The organism is Micromonospora sp. NPDC048830 (assembly GCF_043198215.1).
GTDB lineage: Bacteria > Actinomycetota > Actinomycetes > Mycobacteriales > Micromonosporaceae > Micromonospora.
In genome coordinates this window covers 15,239-28,885 of record NZ_JBICUP010000033.1, presented here as the reverse complement: position 1 = coordinate 28,885, position 13,647 = coordinate 15,239, and the positions used below count along the sequence as shown (strand labels likewise).

13 protein-coding genes are annotated in these 13,647 nt (G+C 73.9%); 4 read left to right on the top strand and 9 right to left on the bottom strand.

Annotated elements, in window-relative coordinates; translation table 11 throughout:
* Positions 1-24 precede the first annotated feature (24 nt).
* Genes paaC through paaA form a run of 3 tightly spaced genes read right to left on the bottom strand, consistent with a single transcriptional unit; the run spans position 25 to position 2,128 of the window.
* Complete coding sequence (gene paaC, locus ACGFIZ_RS24520; protein ID WP_393422850.1) at positions 25-750, bottom strand: 1,2-phenylacetyl-CoA epoxidase subunit PaaC; 726 nt, start codon at positions 748-750, stop codon at positions 25-27.
* Complete coding sequence (gene paaB, locus ACGFIZ_RS24515) at positions 747-1,067, bottom strand: 1,2-phenylacetyl-CoA epoxidase subunit PaaB (RefSeq protein WP_393422848.1); 321 nt, start codon at positions 1,065-1,067, stop codon at positions 747-749. Before paaB ends, paaC begins: the two co-directional genes overlap by 4 nt.
* Entirely contained in the window at positions 1,064-2,128 is a 1,065-nt protein-coding gene (gene paaA / locus ACGFIZ_RS24510; protein WP_393422846.1) for a 1,2-phenylacetyl-CoA epoxidase subunit PaaA, read from the bottom strand. The genes paaB and paaA overlap by 4 nt, the downstream gene beginning before the upstream one ends.
* A 371-nt stretch (positions 2,129-2,499) precedes the next feature.
* Here paaA and ACGFIZ_RS24505 point away from each other — a divergent pair, with 371 nt between their 5' ends.
* On the top strand, positions 2,500-3,483 hold the full coding sequence (locus tag ACGFIZ_RS24505; RefSeq protein WP_393422844.1) for a hypothetical protein: 984 nt from the start codon (positions 2,500-2,502) through the stop codon (positions 3,481-3,483).
* Complete coding sequence (locus ACGFIZ_RS24500; protein ID WP_393422842.1) at positions 3,483-4,430, top strand: hypothetical protein; 948 nt, start codon at positions 3,483-3,485, stop codon at positions 4,428-4,430. Before ACGFIZ_RS24505 ends, ACGFIZ_RS24500 begins: the two co-directional genes overlap by 1 nt.
* A 50-nt stretch (positions 4,431-4,480) precedes the next feature.
* Here ACGFIZ_RS24500 and ACGFIZ_RS24495 read toward each other — a convergent pair whose 3' ends face one another.
* From ACGFIZ_RS24495 to ACGFIZ_RS24485, 3 genes are read right to left on the bottom strand one after another with little or no spacing between them, the layout of a single operon-like run.
* Positions 4,481-5,332, bottom strand: coding sequence for a menaquinone biosynthetic enzyme MqnA/MqnD family protein (locus tag ACGFIZ_RS24495; protein ID WP_393422840.1), 852 nt, complete (start codon positions 5,330-5,332; stop codon positions 4,481-4,483).
* A gap of 33 nt (positions 5,333-5,365) precedes the next feature.
* A complete protein-coding gene (locus tag ACGFIZ_RS24490; RefSeq protein WP_393422838.1) occupies positions 5,366-6,652 on the bottom strand; it encodes an MFS transporter in 1,287 nt (428 codons plus the stop codon).
* A gap of 42 nt (positions 6,653-6,694) precedes the next feature.
* Positions 6,695-7,279 (bottom strand): ArsR/SmtB family transcription factor, encoded by a 585-nt coding sequence (locus tag ACGFIZ_RS24485; protein WP_393422836.1) that lies wholly within the window; start codon positions 7,277-7,279, stop codon positions 6,695-6,697.
* A 431-nt stretch (positions 7,280-7,710) separates the two neighbouring features.
* On the opposite strand from ACGFIZ_RS24485, the gene ACGFIZ_RS24480 reads away from it, so the two are divergent.
* The gene (locus ACGFIZ_RS24480) at positions 7,711-9,741 is read left to right on the top strand and encodes a HelD family protein (protein ID WP_393422834.1); all 2,031 of its coding nucleotides are present in this window, start codon (positions 7,711-7,713) and stop codon (positions 9,739-9,741) included.
* Between the two features lie 97 nt (positions 9,742-9,838).
* A complete protein-coding gene (locus tag ACGFIZ_RS24475) occupies positions 9,839-10,606 on the top strand; it encodes a VOC family protein (protein WP_393422832.1) in 768 nt (255 codons plus the stop codon).
* 7 nt (positions 10,607-10,613) lie between these two features.
* Here ACGFIZ_RS24475 and ACGFIZ_RS24470 read toward each other — a convergent pair whose 3' ends face one another.
* The 3 genes from ACGFIZ_RS24470 to ACGFIZ_RS24460 all read right to left on the bottom strand — a co-directional run bounded on the left by ACGFIZ_RS24470 (position 10,614) and on the right by ACGFIZ_RS24460 (position 13,505).
* Positions 10,614-11,396, bottom strand: a complete 783-nt coding sequence (locus tag ACGFIZ_RS24470) for an ABC transporter ATP-binding protein (protein WP_393422830.1) — start codon at positions 11,394-11,396, stop codon at positions 10,614-10,616.
* The gene (locus ACGFIZ_RS24465; RefSeq protein WP_393422926.1) at positions 11,393-12,481 is read right to left on the bottom strand and encodes a FecCD family ABC transporter permease; all 1,089 of its coding nucleotides are present in this window, start codon (positions 12,479-12,481) and stop codon (positions 11,393-11,395) included. Before ACGFIZ_RS24465 ends, ACGFIZ_RS24470 begins: the two co-directional genes overlap by 4 nt.
* An 88-nt stretch (positions 12,482-12,569) precedes the next feature.
* Entirely contained in the window at positions 12,570-13,505 is a 936-nt protein-coding gene (locus ACGFIZ_RS24460) for an ABC transporter substrate-binding protein (protein ID WP_393422828.1), read from the bottom strand.
* Positions 13,506-13,647: the final 142 nt, after the last annotated feature.

Genomic DNA, 13,647 nt, shown 5'->3' with positions numbered 1-13,647 from the left:
TCCGCTGCGCTGCACTCCTCGCGCTCACCACTTCGCCCCCGGGTGGGCGCGGTGCAGCACCTGCATCTCGGCCAGCAGGTACGACAGGTGCTCGGTGTGCACGCCGTCCCGCCCGCCGGCGGGGGCCCAGCCGTCCGCCGGCCGGTCGAGCGTGGCCTCGGCGAGGACCGAGTCGACGGTCGCGTCGAACTCGGCCCGCAGGGTCGCCGGGTCGACCGGCGCGCCGGGCCACGGCGCGAACAGCTCGTGGACGTACGGCCAGACCTGCTCCACGGCCGCCCGCAGCCGGCGGTGCGACTCCCCGGTGCCGTCGCCGAGCCGCCTCACCCACAGCGAGCTGTGGTCGAGGTGGTACGCCGACTCCTTGCGCGCCTTGGCGCCGATCGCGGCGAGCCGCTCGTCCGCGCAGCCGGCCAGCGCCGTGTACAGCGGGAGCTGGTACGCCGACAGGAGGAACAGCTTCGCCATGGTCACCGCGAAGTCGCCGTTGGGCAGTTCGACCAGGAGACAGTTGCGGAACTCGCGGTCGTCGCGCAGGTACGCCAGCGCGTCCTCGTCCCGCCCCGCGCCCTCCAGCTCGCCCGCGTACGTCAGCAGCAGGCGGGCCGCGCCGAGCTGGTCGAGGGCGATGTTCGCCAGGGCGACGTCCTCCTCCATCTCCGGCGCGCGGCTGGTCCACTCGGCGAGGCGCTGCGCCGCGATCAGCGCGTCGTCGCCGAGGGCGAGGGCGAAGTCGAACGGGCCGTTCAAAGGTGGGCCACCCCGTCCGGCACCTCGTAGAAGGTGGGGTGGCGGTAGACCTTGTCCGCCGCCGGGTCGAAGAAGGCGTCCTTCTCGTCGGGGCTGGAGGCGGTGATCGCGCCGGCCGGCACCACCCAGATGGAGACGCCCTCCTGGCGGCGGGTGTAGAGGTCCCGCGCGTTACGCAGGGCCAGCTCCGCGTCGGGGGCGTGCAGGCTGCCGACGTGGGTGTGCGACAGGCCGCGCCGGGCCCGCACGAACACCTCCCACAGAGGCGAAGGCTCGCTCACGCTGACTCCATCGGTTCGCTCGCTGCGCTCGCTCATGCGGGCACCTTCTCCCTGCTCCTCCGCTTCGCCGCGTACGCCGCGGCGGCCTCGCGTACCCAGGCGCCGTCGTCGTGGGCGCGGCGGCGGTGCTCCATCCGTTGCCGGTTGCACGGCCCGTCGCCCTTGATCACCCGCATCAGCTCGTCGTAGTCCGGCTGGGTGTAGTCGTACGACTGCCGCTCCTCGTTCCAGCGCAGGTCGGGGTCGGGCAGGGTGAGGCCGAGGATCTCGGCCTGGCCGACGCACATGTCGACGAAACGCTGACGCAGCTCGTCGTTGGAGAAGCGCTTGATCTTCCAGGCCATCGACTGGGCGGAGTGGGTCGAGTCGTCGTCCGGCGGGCCGAACATGGCCAGCGACGGGTACCACCAGCGGTCCACCGCGTCCTGGGCCATCGCCTTCTGCGCGGGGGTGCCGTGGGCGAGGGTGTGCAGGATCTCGTAGCCCTGCCGCTGGTGGAACGACTCCTCCTTGCAGACCCGGATCATCGCCCGGGCGTACGGCCCGTAGGAGCAGCGGCAGAGCGGGACCTGGTTGACGATCGCGGCGCCGTCGACCAGCCAGCCGATCGCGCCCACGTCGGCCCAGGTGAGGGTGGGGTAGTTGAAGATCGAGCTGTACTTCTGCCGGCCCTCGAGCAGCAGCTCCACCAGCTCGTCCCGGCCGACGCCGAGGGTCTCGGCGGCGGCGTACAGGTAGAGGCCGTGCCCGGCCTCGTCCTGGACCTTGGCCAGCAGGATGGCCTTGCGCTTGAGCGAGGGCGCCCGGCTGATCCAGTTCCCCTCCGGCTGCATGCCGATGATCTCGGAGTGCGCGTGCTGGGCGATCTGCCGGATCAGCGTCTTCCGGTACGCCTCCGGCATCCAGTCCCGGGGCTCGATCTTCTGGTCGGCCGCGATCACGTCGGCGAAGTACGCCTCAAGATCGGCGCCCGCGTCGGCGGCGCCGCCGCGCTGCCGGGCCGCCGCCTCGCGCAGGGCCGCCTCCGCCGCCTCCACCTCGCCGAGCAGGCCGCCGCCGGGCGCGTCCTCGGGGGCGGGGAAATCGTTGCCGTACATGACAGCAAGTGTTACAGCTCGCCATCGGTGACACCAGCGGGGTGTCACAGGATTTGGGAGGTGGAATCGGGTTCCGGACGATCGCCGGGCGGCCGCCCGGCGACGCGCGGGCTGTGTCATGGGTCACTTTTCGGAAGCGAATCGCCCCAAGACAGGCGTAGCGGTCCATTATCCCGCCTTCACACCAAGTTGCCGGCCGGCGGGTGCCTGGCACCGGGGTCGTCCGGACGTAGACTTCTGCCCGTCACACCGATCGGCTGCCGACGATCGCCAGCCCGACCGGAGGCCACCTCCCCCGGCCTCGGCGACCGCCGATCATCTCTGACAACAGCCGGCTCCCCCCGGCCCGGACATCTGGAGTTCACCCACTCATGCGATCTCGCGTGGCCATGGTGCTCGCCGTCGTGGCGGTCCTGCTCGGTGGCGGCATGCTGGTTCCCGCCGCGTACGCGCGCCTCGCCGGCGACGACAGCGGCGGCAGCGGGGGCGGCGCGGGAAGCGTGGCCGCCCCCGAGCCGACCGCCCCTGAGCCGCCGACCCTGGCCGCCGGCCCGGTCTCGGTGAACTTCTCCGGCGAGTTCTTCGGCTGGGCGCTGATGGACCGGGCGAGCGGCGAGATCTCCGGCTCGAAGAACATGGCCTCGACCAGCTCGACCGAGTCGATGATCAAGGCCTGGATCGTCTCGGACTACCTGCGCCAACTCGGCGACAAGGAACCGCCGGCCAGCCTGAAGAGGGACGCCAGCCTGGCCATCCGGGACAGCAACGACGGCGCGGCGAACAGGGTCTTCGCCGCGGCGGGCGGCTCGTACCGGGACATCCCGCCGAACGGCCAGCCGGGGCGGGTGCTCAAGCGGGCAATCACCATCTGCGGCCTCACCGACACCAGGCGCGGCATCATGCCCCCGTACGAGGGCTACTGGAGTTTCACCCGGATGTCCCCCCGCGACGCCGTCCGGCTCGGCGACTGCATCGGCGACGGCAAGGCCGCCGGCCCGAAGTGGACCAAGTGGGTGCTCGACGAGATGAGCAAGGTCCGCGGCAGCGTCAAGGAGCAGCAGGCCACGTCCGGCGGCGGCAAGTGGGGGATCGTCGACGGCCTGCCCGCCGAGATCAAGGCCCAGGGCCCGGTCAGCATCAAGAACGGCTGGACTCCGTTGAACTACGACGGGAACTGGCACGTGAACTGCCTCGCGGTCACCGAGAAGTGGAGCCTCGCCGTCATGCTGCGCTACCCGCAGAGCAAGGGACTGTCGTACGGCGCGAAGGTCTGCGCCAGTGTCGCCACCCAACTCGTCACCCCGCAGCCCGGCGCCGCGCTCAAGGTGCCGCAGCAGCCGATCGGGAAGCTCTGATGGCCGGCAACCGGCGGGACAACCGCTCGCGGCGCGAGGCGTCGCCGCTGCGGCTGATCGCCGTCGCGGCCGTCCTGATCGGGCTGGTGCTGGTGTCGCTGCGGCTGCTGCCCGGCTCCCCGCTCGCCTCGAACGCGACCGCCCAGTGGGGCAAGCCGGCCGCCCGGACGACCGGCGAGCCGGCCAACCGCAGCTCGCGTGCGACCCCCTCGCCCAGCCCGTCGCCGTCGGCGTCGCTGGAGCCGCTGCCGTTCGTCGACGAGGAGCTGGACCTCGACATCGAGGGCTGGTATGCGTGGAGCGTCCTGGACACCCGTACCGGGAAGATCTTCGGCTCGGACAACATGGACGAGACCAGCACCACCGCGTCGCTGATCAAGTCCTGGATCGTCGCCGACTACCTGCGCCGGACCGCCGACGCCGGGCAGACGCCCAGCAAGGCCAAGCTGGCGGACGCCACCCTGATCATCCGGGACAGCGACAACACCCGGGCCGAGCAGTTCTACAACTCCGTCGGCCGGTCCGCGTCGATCAAGCGGCTGGTCTCGATGTGCGACCTCACCGACAGCAGCCCGGCCGCCGACGGTGGCTGGAGCCGGACGAACCTCTCCCCCCGGGACACCGCCCGCCTCGGCGCCTGCATCAAGGACGGCCGGGCGGCCGGGCCGAAGTGGACGAACTGGCTGCTCAACGAGATGCGGCTCGTCCGCGGGACCGGTGACTTCGGCATCCGCAAGGCGTTCCCGGCCGCCGAGCAGAAGAAGATCGCGATCAAGAACGGTTGGATCGACCGGACCAGGGAGCAGGAGATGCACATCAACTGCCTGGCCATCGGCGACAACTGGACGATGGGCGTGATGGTCCGCTACCCGATCAGCATGGGCTACGAGTACGGCATGAAGAACTGCGAGAAGATCACCGAGGCGGCGCTCCGCCCGCCGACCTGACGCCCGGGCGGGGCGGCGGCGACGGCACAGGGGCGGCCGCCGCCTCCGCGTCAGCCCGCGAAGAACTCCGGGCCGCCCTCGGGCAGCGTCGGCGCCTCGCCGATCTCGGCGGCCCGGCGGGCGAACTCCCGCAGCCCGGCGACCTGCCGCTCGCCGAGCGAGAAGTCCAGCCGCCGGAAGTACGTGGCCAGGGTGTCCGCGTCGAACGGCTCCCATCGGGCGCCCGCCTCGGCCACCTGGTCCAGCTCTTCGAGGCAGAGGTCGCGCGAGCGCAGGAACGCCTCGTGCACCTCCTTCACCAGCCCGGGATGCGCGGCGGCGAAGTCCCGGCGTACCGCCCAGACGGCGAACACCATCGGCAGGCCCGTCCAGTCCCGCCACGCCTGCCCGAGGTCGGTGACCTCCAGCCCGCGCCGGGGCGCCTCGTAGAGCGCCCGCAGCGCCACGTCGCCGATGAGCACCCCGGCGTCCGCCTCCAGCAGCATCTGCGTCAGGTCCGGCGGGCAGCGGAAGTACTCGGGGTTCACCCCGTACCGCTCGCCGAGCAGCAGCCGGGCCAGCAGCACGCCGGTACGCGAGGTCGAGCCCAGGGCCACCCGGGCGCCGTCCAGCTCGGCCAGCGGCCGGGTCGACACCACGTTGACCGAGAGCACGGGGCCGTCGCTGCCCACCGCCAGGTCGGGCAGGAGCAGCAGCTCGTCGGCGTGACGCAGGTACTCGATGTGCGAGATCGGCCCGATGTCCAGGTCACCGGCGACCAGTGCGGCGCTGAGCCGGTCCGGGGAGTCCTTGTGCAGGTCGACGTCGATCAGCGCGCCGGACCGCATCAGCCCCCAGTAGATCGGCAGGCAGTTCAGGAACTGGATGTGTCCGACGCGGGGACGGGCAGCGCGGTCAGCCATGCCGCGACCGTAACCCCGGGGGGCGAGCGGTGCTCACCGGGTCGCCCCCGGAGTGGTGAATTCCGCAGCCGCCACCGGCGCCCGCCCCACCCGGGCAGCGCGGGCAACCGGGACGGCCAGCGCGGCGACCACCAGCGTCCCCGCGACGCCGCACGCCGCCACCAGCGGCCGGGGGTCGAACAGCTCCAGCAGCACGCCGCCGGCCACGAAGCCGGCCATCGCGGCGCCCTGGCTGGCGGCGCCGAAGATCGCGTACGCCCGGCCGCGTGCCGCCTCCGGCACCCGGCGGGCGAGCAGCACGTTGTTCAGGACGTTGTCCCCGCCGTTGGCGACGCCGCCGAGCAGCCAGATCGGCACCAGCAGCAGCGCGGACGGCACTGCGGCGGAGGCCAGCACCGCCAGGCAGCAGAAGCCGAGCAGGGCCAGCCCCGCCCCGAGGAGCCGCCCGTCGTCGGTGAGCCGCCGGGCGAGCGGGGCGAACAGCCACGCGCCCAGCAGGATGCCCAGCGTCCACGCCCCGGTGACCACCCCGTACACGGTGGTGGAGCTGCCCAGCGTCTCCCGGATGAAGAACACCTCGACCACGTTGATCGCCCCGACCGCGCCGACCACGCCGGCCAGCGAGACGACCATCGCGGACAGCAGCGGATCCCGGCGCAGCCGCCAGCCGGCCCCGGCGGTCGCGTCTGCGGCGGTCGAGGCGGCGGCGGTCGCGGCGGCGGCGGTCGCGGGCCCGGCGCTGCGCGCGCCGCCCCGCCGGGTGCGGATCAGCAGGCCGGCGGCGACCAGGGCGAGGTAGCTCGCCGCGTCCACGAGCAGCGGCAGGCGGGCGCCGAACTGCCCCACCAGCAGCCCGGCCAGCGCCGGGCCGGCGAGCGCTCCGAGGGTCCCGGCGGTCTGGTGCAGGGCGCTGGCCCGGGGCAGGTCGGCCGGGCGGACCATCGCCGGCACCAGCGCAGAGAGCACCGGCTGGGTGACCGCGAGGCCGGCCGCGAGCAGCGCCACCAGGCCGATCACCAGGGCCGGGTGCCCGGCGTACGCGAGGGCGAGGCAGACGGCGGCCTGGGCCAGCCCGGCCCCGACGAGCAGGACGCGGGAGTCCACCCGGTCGGCCAGGCGGCCGGTCAGCGGGGCGAGGGCGACCAGCGGCAGGCTCGCCGCGAGCAGCAGACCCGACACGGCCAGGCCGCCGGCCCCGGCGGACTGGAGGGCCAACGTGAGGGTGCTGGCGGCGAGGAAGTCCCCGCAGGTGGAGATGCCTCGGGCGGTGGTGGCGAGCCAGACGTCCGGCCAGCGCGACGGGCCAGGCGCGAAGGACATATTTCGAAAATAATCCTTCACACCTGGCCGGAGCAAGCCCCGTCAGTCGATGGGCACCGCCCGGTACTGCACCGCGACGGTCCGCGCGCCCTCGGGCGGATCGGCCACCCGGAGCCGGCGCCGGTACGGCTCCAGCAACCCCTGGACCGCCTCGTTGAGCCCGGCCAACTCCTCCGCGGTGAGCAGCAGCAGGCTGTCGCTGAACCAGGCGGCCCGGTACCACTCGACCGGCTCCTCCGGTGCCCGGCGGATCCAGTCCCGGGTGCGCTGGCCGTCGCGCGTCAGGTGCGCGTCGACCAGCGCCAATTCGGCGGCCCGGGCGTCGGAGTCGGCGTCCTGCCCCGACTCCACGTAGTACGACGGGCTGAACGACCGCCAGACGCGCTCGCGGGCGTCGCCCCGGCTCGGCGCCTCCTCGATCAGGCCGAACTTCGCCAACGCCCGTAGGTGGTAGCTGGTCGCGCTCGGCGACTGGCCGGCGATCCGCGCACACTCGGTGGCCGTGGCGCCGCCCTCCAGCGAGCTGAGATGTTCCATGATCGCGAGCCGGGCCGGGTGGGCGAGCGCCCGCATCACCTGCGGATCGCTGATCGTCACCCGCTGCCGCTCGGGGCGTGCCTGCGTCATGGCCCAATGATTCCGGCCGGCCCGGGTGAGACGCCATCGGGCTTCGATCCGGAGTGTCACCGCGCCCGCCGCAGCTGTGCGGCGGAACGCCTGTGGAGTTGCCCGCACAGACGGGGCGGGCGTCGCGATCGGTGGCCCTACCTCCAGGTGCCGTCGCGACCGCTCGCGCGGCAACGGGCTGGGCGCACCGACGGGGCAGCTCCACAGGCAGCCCGGTCGAGTACCCCTACTGCGGCGCGGTAGGAGGCCGATCAGGTCATTCGCGTCGTGGCGGCCTGGAATTGGCTCGCCGGGCACCGCGCCGACGCGTACGATCGAACGCCGCGCGGATTCCGCGCCCTTCTTCCCACCGGGCACAGCCGACACCTGCCGACGGAGCGCCGGGCGGCCCAGGTCGACCGATCACACGAACGCACCGGAAGGCCGCTCGGATGACCCTTGCCGCCCAGAACGACGCCACCGCTGGTCACGACCTCGACGACCAGCTCACCGCCGAACGCGAGCACCTGGCCACCGCCCGGGACGCCCTGCGCCGGATGCGGGAACGCGCCGAGGCGCTGTACGCCACCGGCGACAAGGTCGCCGGCGACAGGTACACCGCCGAGCAGCTCGGCCGGCACATGGCCCGGCGCGTCGCCGCGCTGGCCGACGACCCGACCACGCCGCTCTTCTTCGGCAGGCTGACCTTCGCCGACGCCCGCTACCACGTCGGGCGGCGGCACGTCACCGACGACCTCGGCGAGCCGCTGGTGCTGGACTGGCGGGCACCGATCTCCCGGTCGTTCTACCGGGCCAGCGCCCGCGACCCGCAGGGCGTGTCGGTCCGGCGCCGGTTCGGGTTCAGCGCCGGCGCGCTGACCAGCTTCGAGGACGAGCACCTGGACCGGGGCGAGGAGCTGGGCACGGCCAGCCGGATCCTCACCGCCGAGATCGAGCGCCCCCGCGTCGGCCCGATGCGGGACATCGTCGCCACCATCCAGCCCGAGCAGGACGAACTGGTACGCGCCGACCTGGCCGACTCCATCTGCGTGCAGGGCGCCCCCGGCACGGGAAAGACGGCCGTCGGCCTGCACCGGGCGGCGTACCTGCTCTACCTGCACCGGGAGCGGCTGCGCCGGTCCGGCGTGCTGATCGTCGGGCCGAACCGGGCGTTCCTGTCGTACATCGCGGCGGTGCTGCCGGCGCTCGGCGAGGTCGAGGTCGAGCAGGCGACCGTGGAGGACCTGATCGCCCGGGTGCCGGTGCGCGCGGTCGACGACCCCACGGTGGCGGCCCTCAAGCACGACGCGCGGATGGCCGAGGTGCTGCGCCGGGCGGCCGAGGGCGGCATCGGCACGCCGACCGAGCCGATCATGGTCTCCGACGGGTCGTTCCGCTGGCGGATCGGGCTGGAGCCGCTGCACCGCGTGGTCGAGGAGACCCGCCGGGAGGGGCTGCCGTACGCCACCGGCCGGGAGCGGGTCCGGGCCCGGGTGGTGAGCCTGCTCCAGCGCCAGGCCGAGGCGCGCCGCGCGGAGTCGCCCAGCGACGCCTGGCTGCGCCGGATGGGCAGGTGCCGGCCGGTGACCGAGTTCCTCGACGCGGTCTGGCCGGCGCTCACCCCGGAGGGGCTGGTGCACACCCTGCTCGCCGACCCCGCGGCGCTGGCCGCTGCGGCCGACGGCGTGCTGACCGAGGCCGAGCAGGCGCTGCTGACCTGGGCGAAGCCCGCCCGCACCCCGAAGACGACGAAGTGGACGGCCGCCGACGCGGTGCTGATCGACGAGGCGGCCGGGCTGCTCGAACGGCCCGCCAGCTTCGGGCACGTCGTGGTCGACGAGGCGCAGGACCTCTCCCCGATGCAGTGCCGGGCCATCGCCCGGCGCAGCGAGCACGGCTCGATCACCCTGCTCGGCGACCTGGCCCAGGGCACCGCCCCGTGGGCCGCGCGGGACTGGCGGGAGTCCCTGGCCCACCTGGGCAAGCCCGACGCGGCAGTGGTGCCGCTGAGTGTCGGCTTCCGGGTGCCCGCCGCCGTGGTGGCGTTCGCGAACCGGCTGCTGCCCGCGCTCGCGGTCGACGTACCGCCGGCCGAGTCGCTGCGCCGCGACGGGGCGCTGGACGTGCGTACGGTGACCGACCTGCCCGCGGCGACGGTGGCCGAGGTCCGCGCGGCGCTGGCCCACGACGGATCGGTCGGTGTGATCGCCGCCGACGACGCGGTCGCGGGCCTGCGCGCGGCGCTGGCCGACGCCGGGGTCGACACCGCGACCGCCGACGACGTGGAGGCCGGGGCGCGGGTCACGGTGGTGCCCGCGACGGTGGTCAAGGGCCTGGAGTACGACCACGTCGTGGTGGTCGAGCCGGCCGCGATCGTGGCCGCCGAGCCGCGCGGCCTGCACCGGCTGTACGTGGTGCTCACCCGGGCGGTCTCCCGGCTCGCCGTGCTGCACACCGCCCCGCTTCCCGAGCCGCTGCGCTGATCGGATTGCCCGAATCCGCCCCGGCCGGGCGGGCGGCGGTGCCAGGATGCCGGCAGGGCGTCCCTCCCGGGTCGCCACCTGCCGAGGGGGGTCATCCGTGAGCAGCGTCCCGTCGGGTACGCCGTGCTGGACCGACCTGGCCACGCCCGACCTGGCGGGCGCGCGGCGCTTCTACCCGGAGCTGTTCGGCTGGACCGACCGGGTCGCGCCGCAGCCGGAGGCCGCCGGCTACACCACGTTCCTGAGGGACGGGCGGGCGGTGGCCGGCGCCGGACCACCCGCCACGCCGGACCAGGTGCCGATCTGGTCGACGTACGTGGCGACCGACGACGCCGGCCTGGTCAGCACCCGGGTGGCGGAGGCCGGCGGGCAGGTGCTGGTGGCCCCGTTCGACGTCTTCGACCAGGGGCGGATGGCCGTGTTCGCCGACCCGGCCGGCGCGGTGTTCAGCGTCTGGCAGCCGATGGCCCACCGGGGGGCCGAGGTGTTCAACGTGCCCGGGGCGATGAGCTGGAACGAACTGATCACACCGGACCCGGAGGGCGCGAAGGTCTTCTACGAGCTGGTCTTCGGCTGGCACCCGGAGGAGCAGTCGGCGGAGCCGGTGACGTACACGGCATGGCGGCTGGGCGAGCGGATCGTCGCCGGGATGATGCCGCCGCTGTTGGCCGACGACTTCCCGGACGACCTGCCGGCGTACTGGGCGGTGTACTTCGCGGTGGCCGACGCGGACGCCACCGCCACCCGGGCGGCCGAGCTGGGCGGGACCGTCCTCGTCCCGCCCCGCGACACCTCCCAGGGCCGCGTCGCCGCGCTGCGCGACCCGCGGGGCGCCCTGTTCTCGGTCATCGCGCTCCCCGGCTGAGGACCGATCACCGGGGGCGGACCGGGACGACGAGCGGGCCGTGCTCGCCGGGAAGGACCCGGACGGAGGCGCGGTAGTGCCTGCTCAGCAGCTCCTCGGTGAGCACGTCGCGCGGCGGGCCGGCCGCGACGACCCGACCGGCGGCGAGCAGGACCATCCGGTCGGCGTACTCGCCGGCGAGGGAGAGGTCGTGCATGGTGGCGAGCACGGTGAGGCCGTGCTCGCGGCGCAGCTGGTCGACCAGCTCCAGCACCTCCTGCTGGTGGCCGATGTCCAGCGCGCTCGTCGGCTCGTCGAGCAGCAGCAGGGTGGCGCCCTGGGCGAGCGCCCGGGCCAGGAACACCCGCTGCCGTTCGCCCCCGGACAGGGTGGCCAGCTCCCGGCGCGCGAAGCCGTCCAGGTCCAGCCGGTCCAGCACCTCACGCGCGGCGGCCAGGTCGGCGGCGGACTCGCGCCCGAGCGGCGGGACGTACGGGGTCCGGCCGAGCAGGACGTAGTCGAACACCGACATGCCGGCGGGGACGACCGGGGACTGGGCGACGGTGGCCACGACCCGGGCCCGGTCGCGGCGGCGCAGCGCCTCGGCCGGCGTACCGAACAGGGAGATGGCGCCCGGCGCGGGCAGCAGGCCGCCGACGGCGCGCAGCAGGGTCGACTTGCCGGCGCCGTTGGGGCCGATCACGGCGACCCACTCGCCCGCGGCGACGGTCAGGTCGACGCCGAACAGGATCGGCGTCCGGTCCAGGCTGACGTGCAGGTCCCGCACCTCGACGGCGGGCGACCCGGTCATGTCAGCACCCGCCGGGCGGTGCGCAGGACCAGGACGAAGAACGGGCCGCCGAGCAGCGCGGTGACCACGCCGATCGGGACTTCGGCGGGGGCGGCGGCGGTCCGGGCGACCACGTCGGTCAGCGCCAGGAACGCCCCGCCGAACAGCATGGACAGCGGCAGGATCACCCGGTAGCTGGCGCCGGCGAGCAGCCGCACGGTGTGCGGGACGATGATGCCGACGAAGCCGATCAGCCCGGACGCGGAGACGGCCGCGGCGGTGCCGAGCGAGGCGGCGGCGATCAGCAGGTACCGGGACCGCTGCGGGTGCAGGCCGAGGCTGGCCGCCTCGTCGTCGCCGACGGAGAGCACGTCCAGCTCGCGCCGGTGCAGCAGTACCACCAGGGCGGTGAGCAGGAAGTACGGCAGGACCAGCCGGACGTCCTGCCAGCCGGCGGTGGCGAGCCGGCCGAGCAGCCAGGAGTAGACCTGCTGGATGCTGTCGGAGTTGCGCTGGAGCAGGTACGTCTGGCCGGCGGAGAGGAACGCGGAGACGGCCACCCCCGCCAGGATCAGGGTGGCCGGGGAGCGACCCCGCCCGCCGGCCGCCCCGAGCAGGTACGTCATGGCGACCGCCCCGAGCGAGCCGGCGAACGCGGCCAGCGGGATGGTCAGCGGCAGCCCGCTCAGCGCGCCGCCCGCCCCGGTGCCGAGGGAGATGACGGCGGTGACCGCGAGCCCGGCCCCGGCCGCCACCCCGAGCAGGTACGGGTCGGCCAGCGGGTTGCGGAACACGCCCTGGTAGCAGCCGCCGGCCAGGGCGAGCAGCCCGCCGACGAGCAGTCCCAGCACCACCCGAGGCAGTCGCAGCTCGGTGACGATGGCGATCTCGCGCTCGGTCAGCCCGCTCTCCAGCCGTACGCCGGGCAGCAGGTTGAGCAGTTCGGCGGCGACGCTGCCGGGCGGCAGGCTGACCGGCCCGAGCGACACGCCGGCGACCAGCGCGACCAGCACCGCGACCACCCCCACGGCCAGCCAGCCGGGCCGGAGCCCAGCCGGCCGGCCCGCGGGGGCGTCCGCGGTATCCGTCTTCGACACCGGTGTCAGCGTCCCTTGGCGAGGGTCACGCCGAGCCCCTTGGCGAGGGTCACGCCGAGCCCCTTGGCGAGGGTCACGCCGAGCCCCTTGGCTAGGGTCACGCCGGCACCTTCGCGACGGCGTCGACGACGGCCCGCAGCAGCTCGACGACGCGCGGGCCCCAACGCGAGGCGATGTCGTCGTCGAGGGCGACCACCTGGTTGTTCTTGACCGCCGCGATGCCGGCCCAGCCGCTCCGCGCCTTCACCGTCTCCGCGGACTGCTGGCAGCACTTGGTGTCGGCCAGGAAGACGAAGTCGGGGTTGGCCTTGACGATGACCTCCTGGGACAGCTGCGGGTAGCCGCCGTTCTTGCCGTCGGCGTCCGACGGGTCGGCGATGTTCTGCAGGCCGGCGAGGGCGTAGATCGAACCGATGAACGTCTTGCTGGTCACGCTGTACAGCTCGGGGCCGAGCTCGTGGTAGTAGGTCAGCTTCTTCGACCGCTGCGGCAGGTCCTTCGTCAGCTTGGCGATCTCGTCCTTCATCCGCGCGGTGACGTCGGCCGCCTCGGTCGGGTGGCCGGTGAGCGTGCCCAGGTCGGTGATCTGCCGGTAGGTGTCCTCCAGCGTGGCCGCGGCCGGGGTGAGCAGCACCGGGATCTTCAGCGTGGTGAGCTGGCCGACGATCTTGTTGGTGTCGTTGGAGAGCACCACCAGGTCGGGGCTCTTGGCGGCGATCGCCTCGGCGTTCGGCTGGAAGCCGGACAGGTCGCTCTTCGGCGCCTCCGGCGGGTAGTTCGAGTTGTCGTCCGCGGCGGTGACCTGCTTGCCGGCGCCGATGGCGAAGAGCATCTCGGTCGCGGACGGCGAGAGCGAGACGATCTTCTCCGGGCGCTTCTCCAGCGTCAGGTTGCCGACGGTGGCCGGGAAGGCGGCGCCGGCCGAGCTGGCGCCGGGGGCGGGAGCGTCGGAGCCCTTCTCCGCACAGGCGCCGAGCGCGAGCGCGGCCACCGCGAGGGTCGCGGCGAACAGCCGGGGGGTACGTCGGAACACTTGTCCTCCTGTCGGTCGAGGAGCCTGGTGCTTCGCCGACAGGAGCCGCGTCGCCGGGCGCCCGTCCGCGAGGCGCCCTTCCTCGAAGGCGCGTGTCGCGACCGCGCCGCAGGCGGCCTGGCTCGTCCCCACACACGTCGGC

What these genes read in the sequence shown, in the direction of transcription:
- ACGFIZ_RS24505 (WP_393422844.1), top strand. Translation starts at nt 2,500, where the DNA reads ATGCGATCTCGCGTGGCCATGGTGCTCGCCGTCGTGGCGGTCCTGCTC.
- ACGFIZ_RS24480 (WP_393422834.1), top strand. Translation starts at nt 7,711, where the DNA reads ATGACCCTTGCCGCCCAGAACGACGCCACCGCTGGTCACGACCTCGAC.
- ACGFIZ_RS24495 (WP_393422840.1), bottom strand. Translation starts at nt 5,332, where the DNA reads ATGGCTGACCGCGCTGCCCGTCCCCGCGTCGGACACATCCAGTTCCTG.
- paaB (WP_393422848.1), bottom strand. Translation starts at nt 1,067, where the DNA reads ATGAGCGAGCGCAGCGAGCGAACCGATGGAGTCAGCGTGAGCGAGCCT.
- ACGFIZ_RS24470 (WP_393422830.1), bottom strand. Translation starts at nt 11,396, where the DNA reads ATGACCGGGTCGCCCGCCGTCGAGGTGCGGGACCTGCACGTCAGCCTG.
- ACGFIZ_RS24500 (WP_393422842.1), top strand. Translation starts at nt 3,483, where the DNA reads ATGGCCGGCAACCGGCGGGACAACCGCTCGCGGCGCGAGGCGTCGCCG.
- ACGFIZ_RS24485 (WP_393422836.1), bottom strand. Translation starts at nt 7,279, where the DNA reads ATGACGCAGGCACGCCCCGAGCGGCAGCGGGTGACGATCAGCGATCCG.
- paaA (WP_393422846.1), bottom strand. Translation starts at nt 2,128, where the DNA reads ATGTACGGCAACGATTTCCCCGCCCCCGAGGACGCGCCCGGCGGCGGC.
- ACGFIZ_RS24490 (WP_393422838.1), bottom strand. Translation starts at nt 6,652, where the DNA reads ATGTCCTTCGCGCCTGGCCCGTCGCGCTGGCCGGACGTCTGGCTCGCC.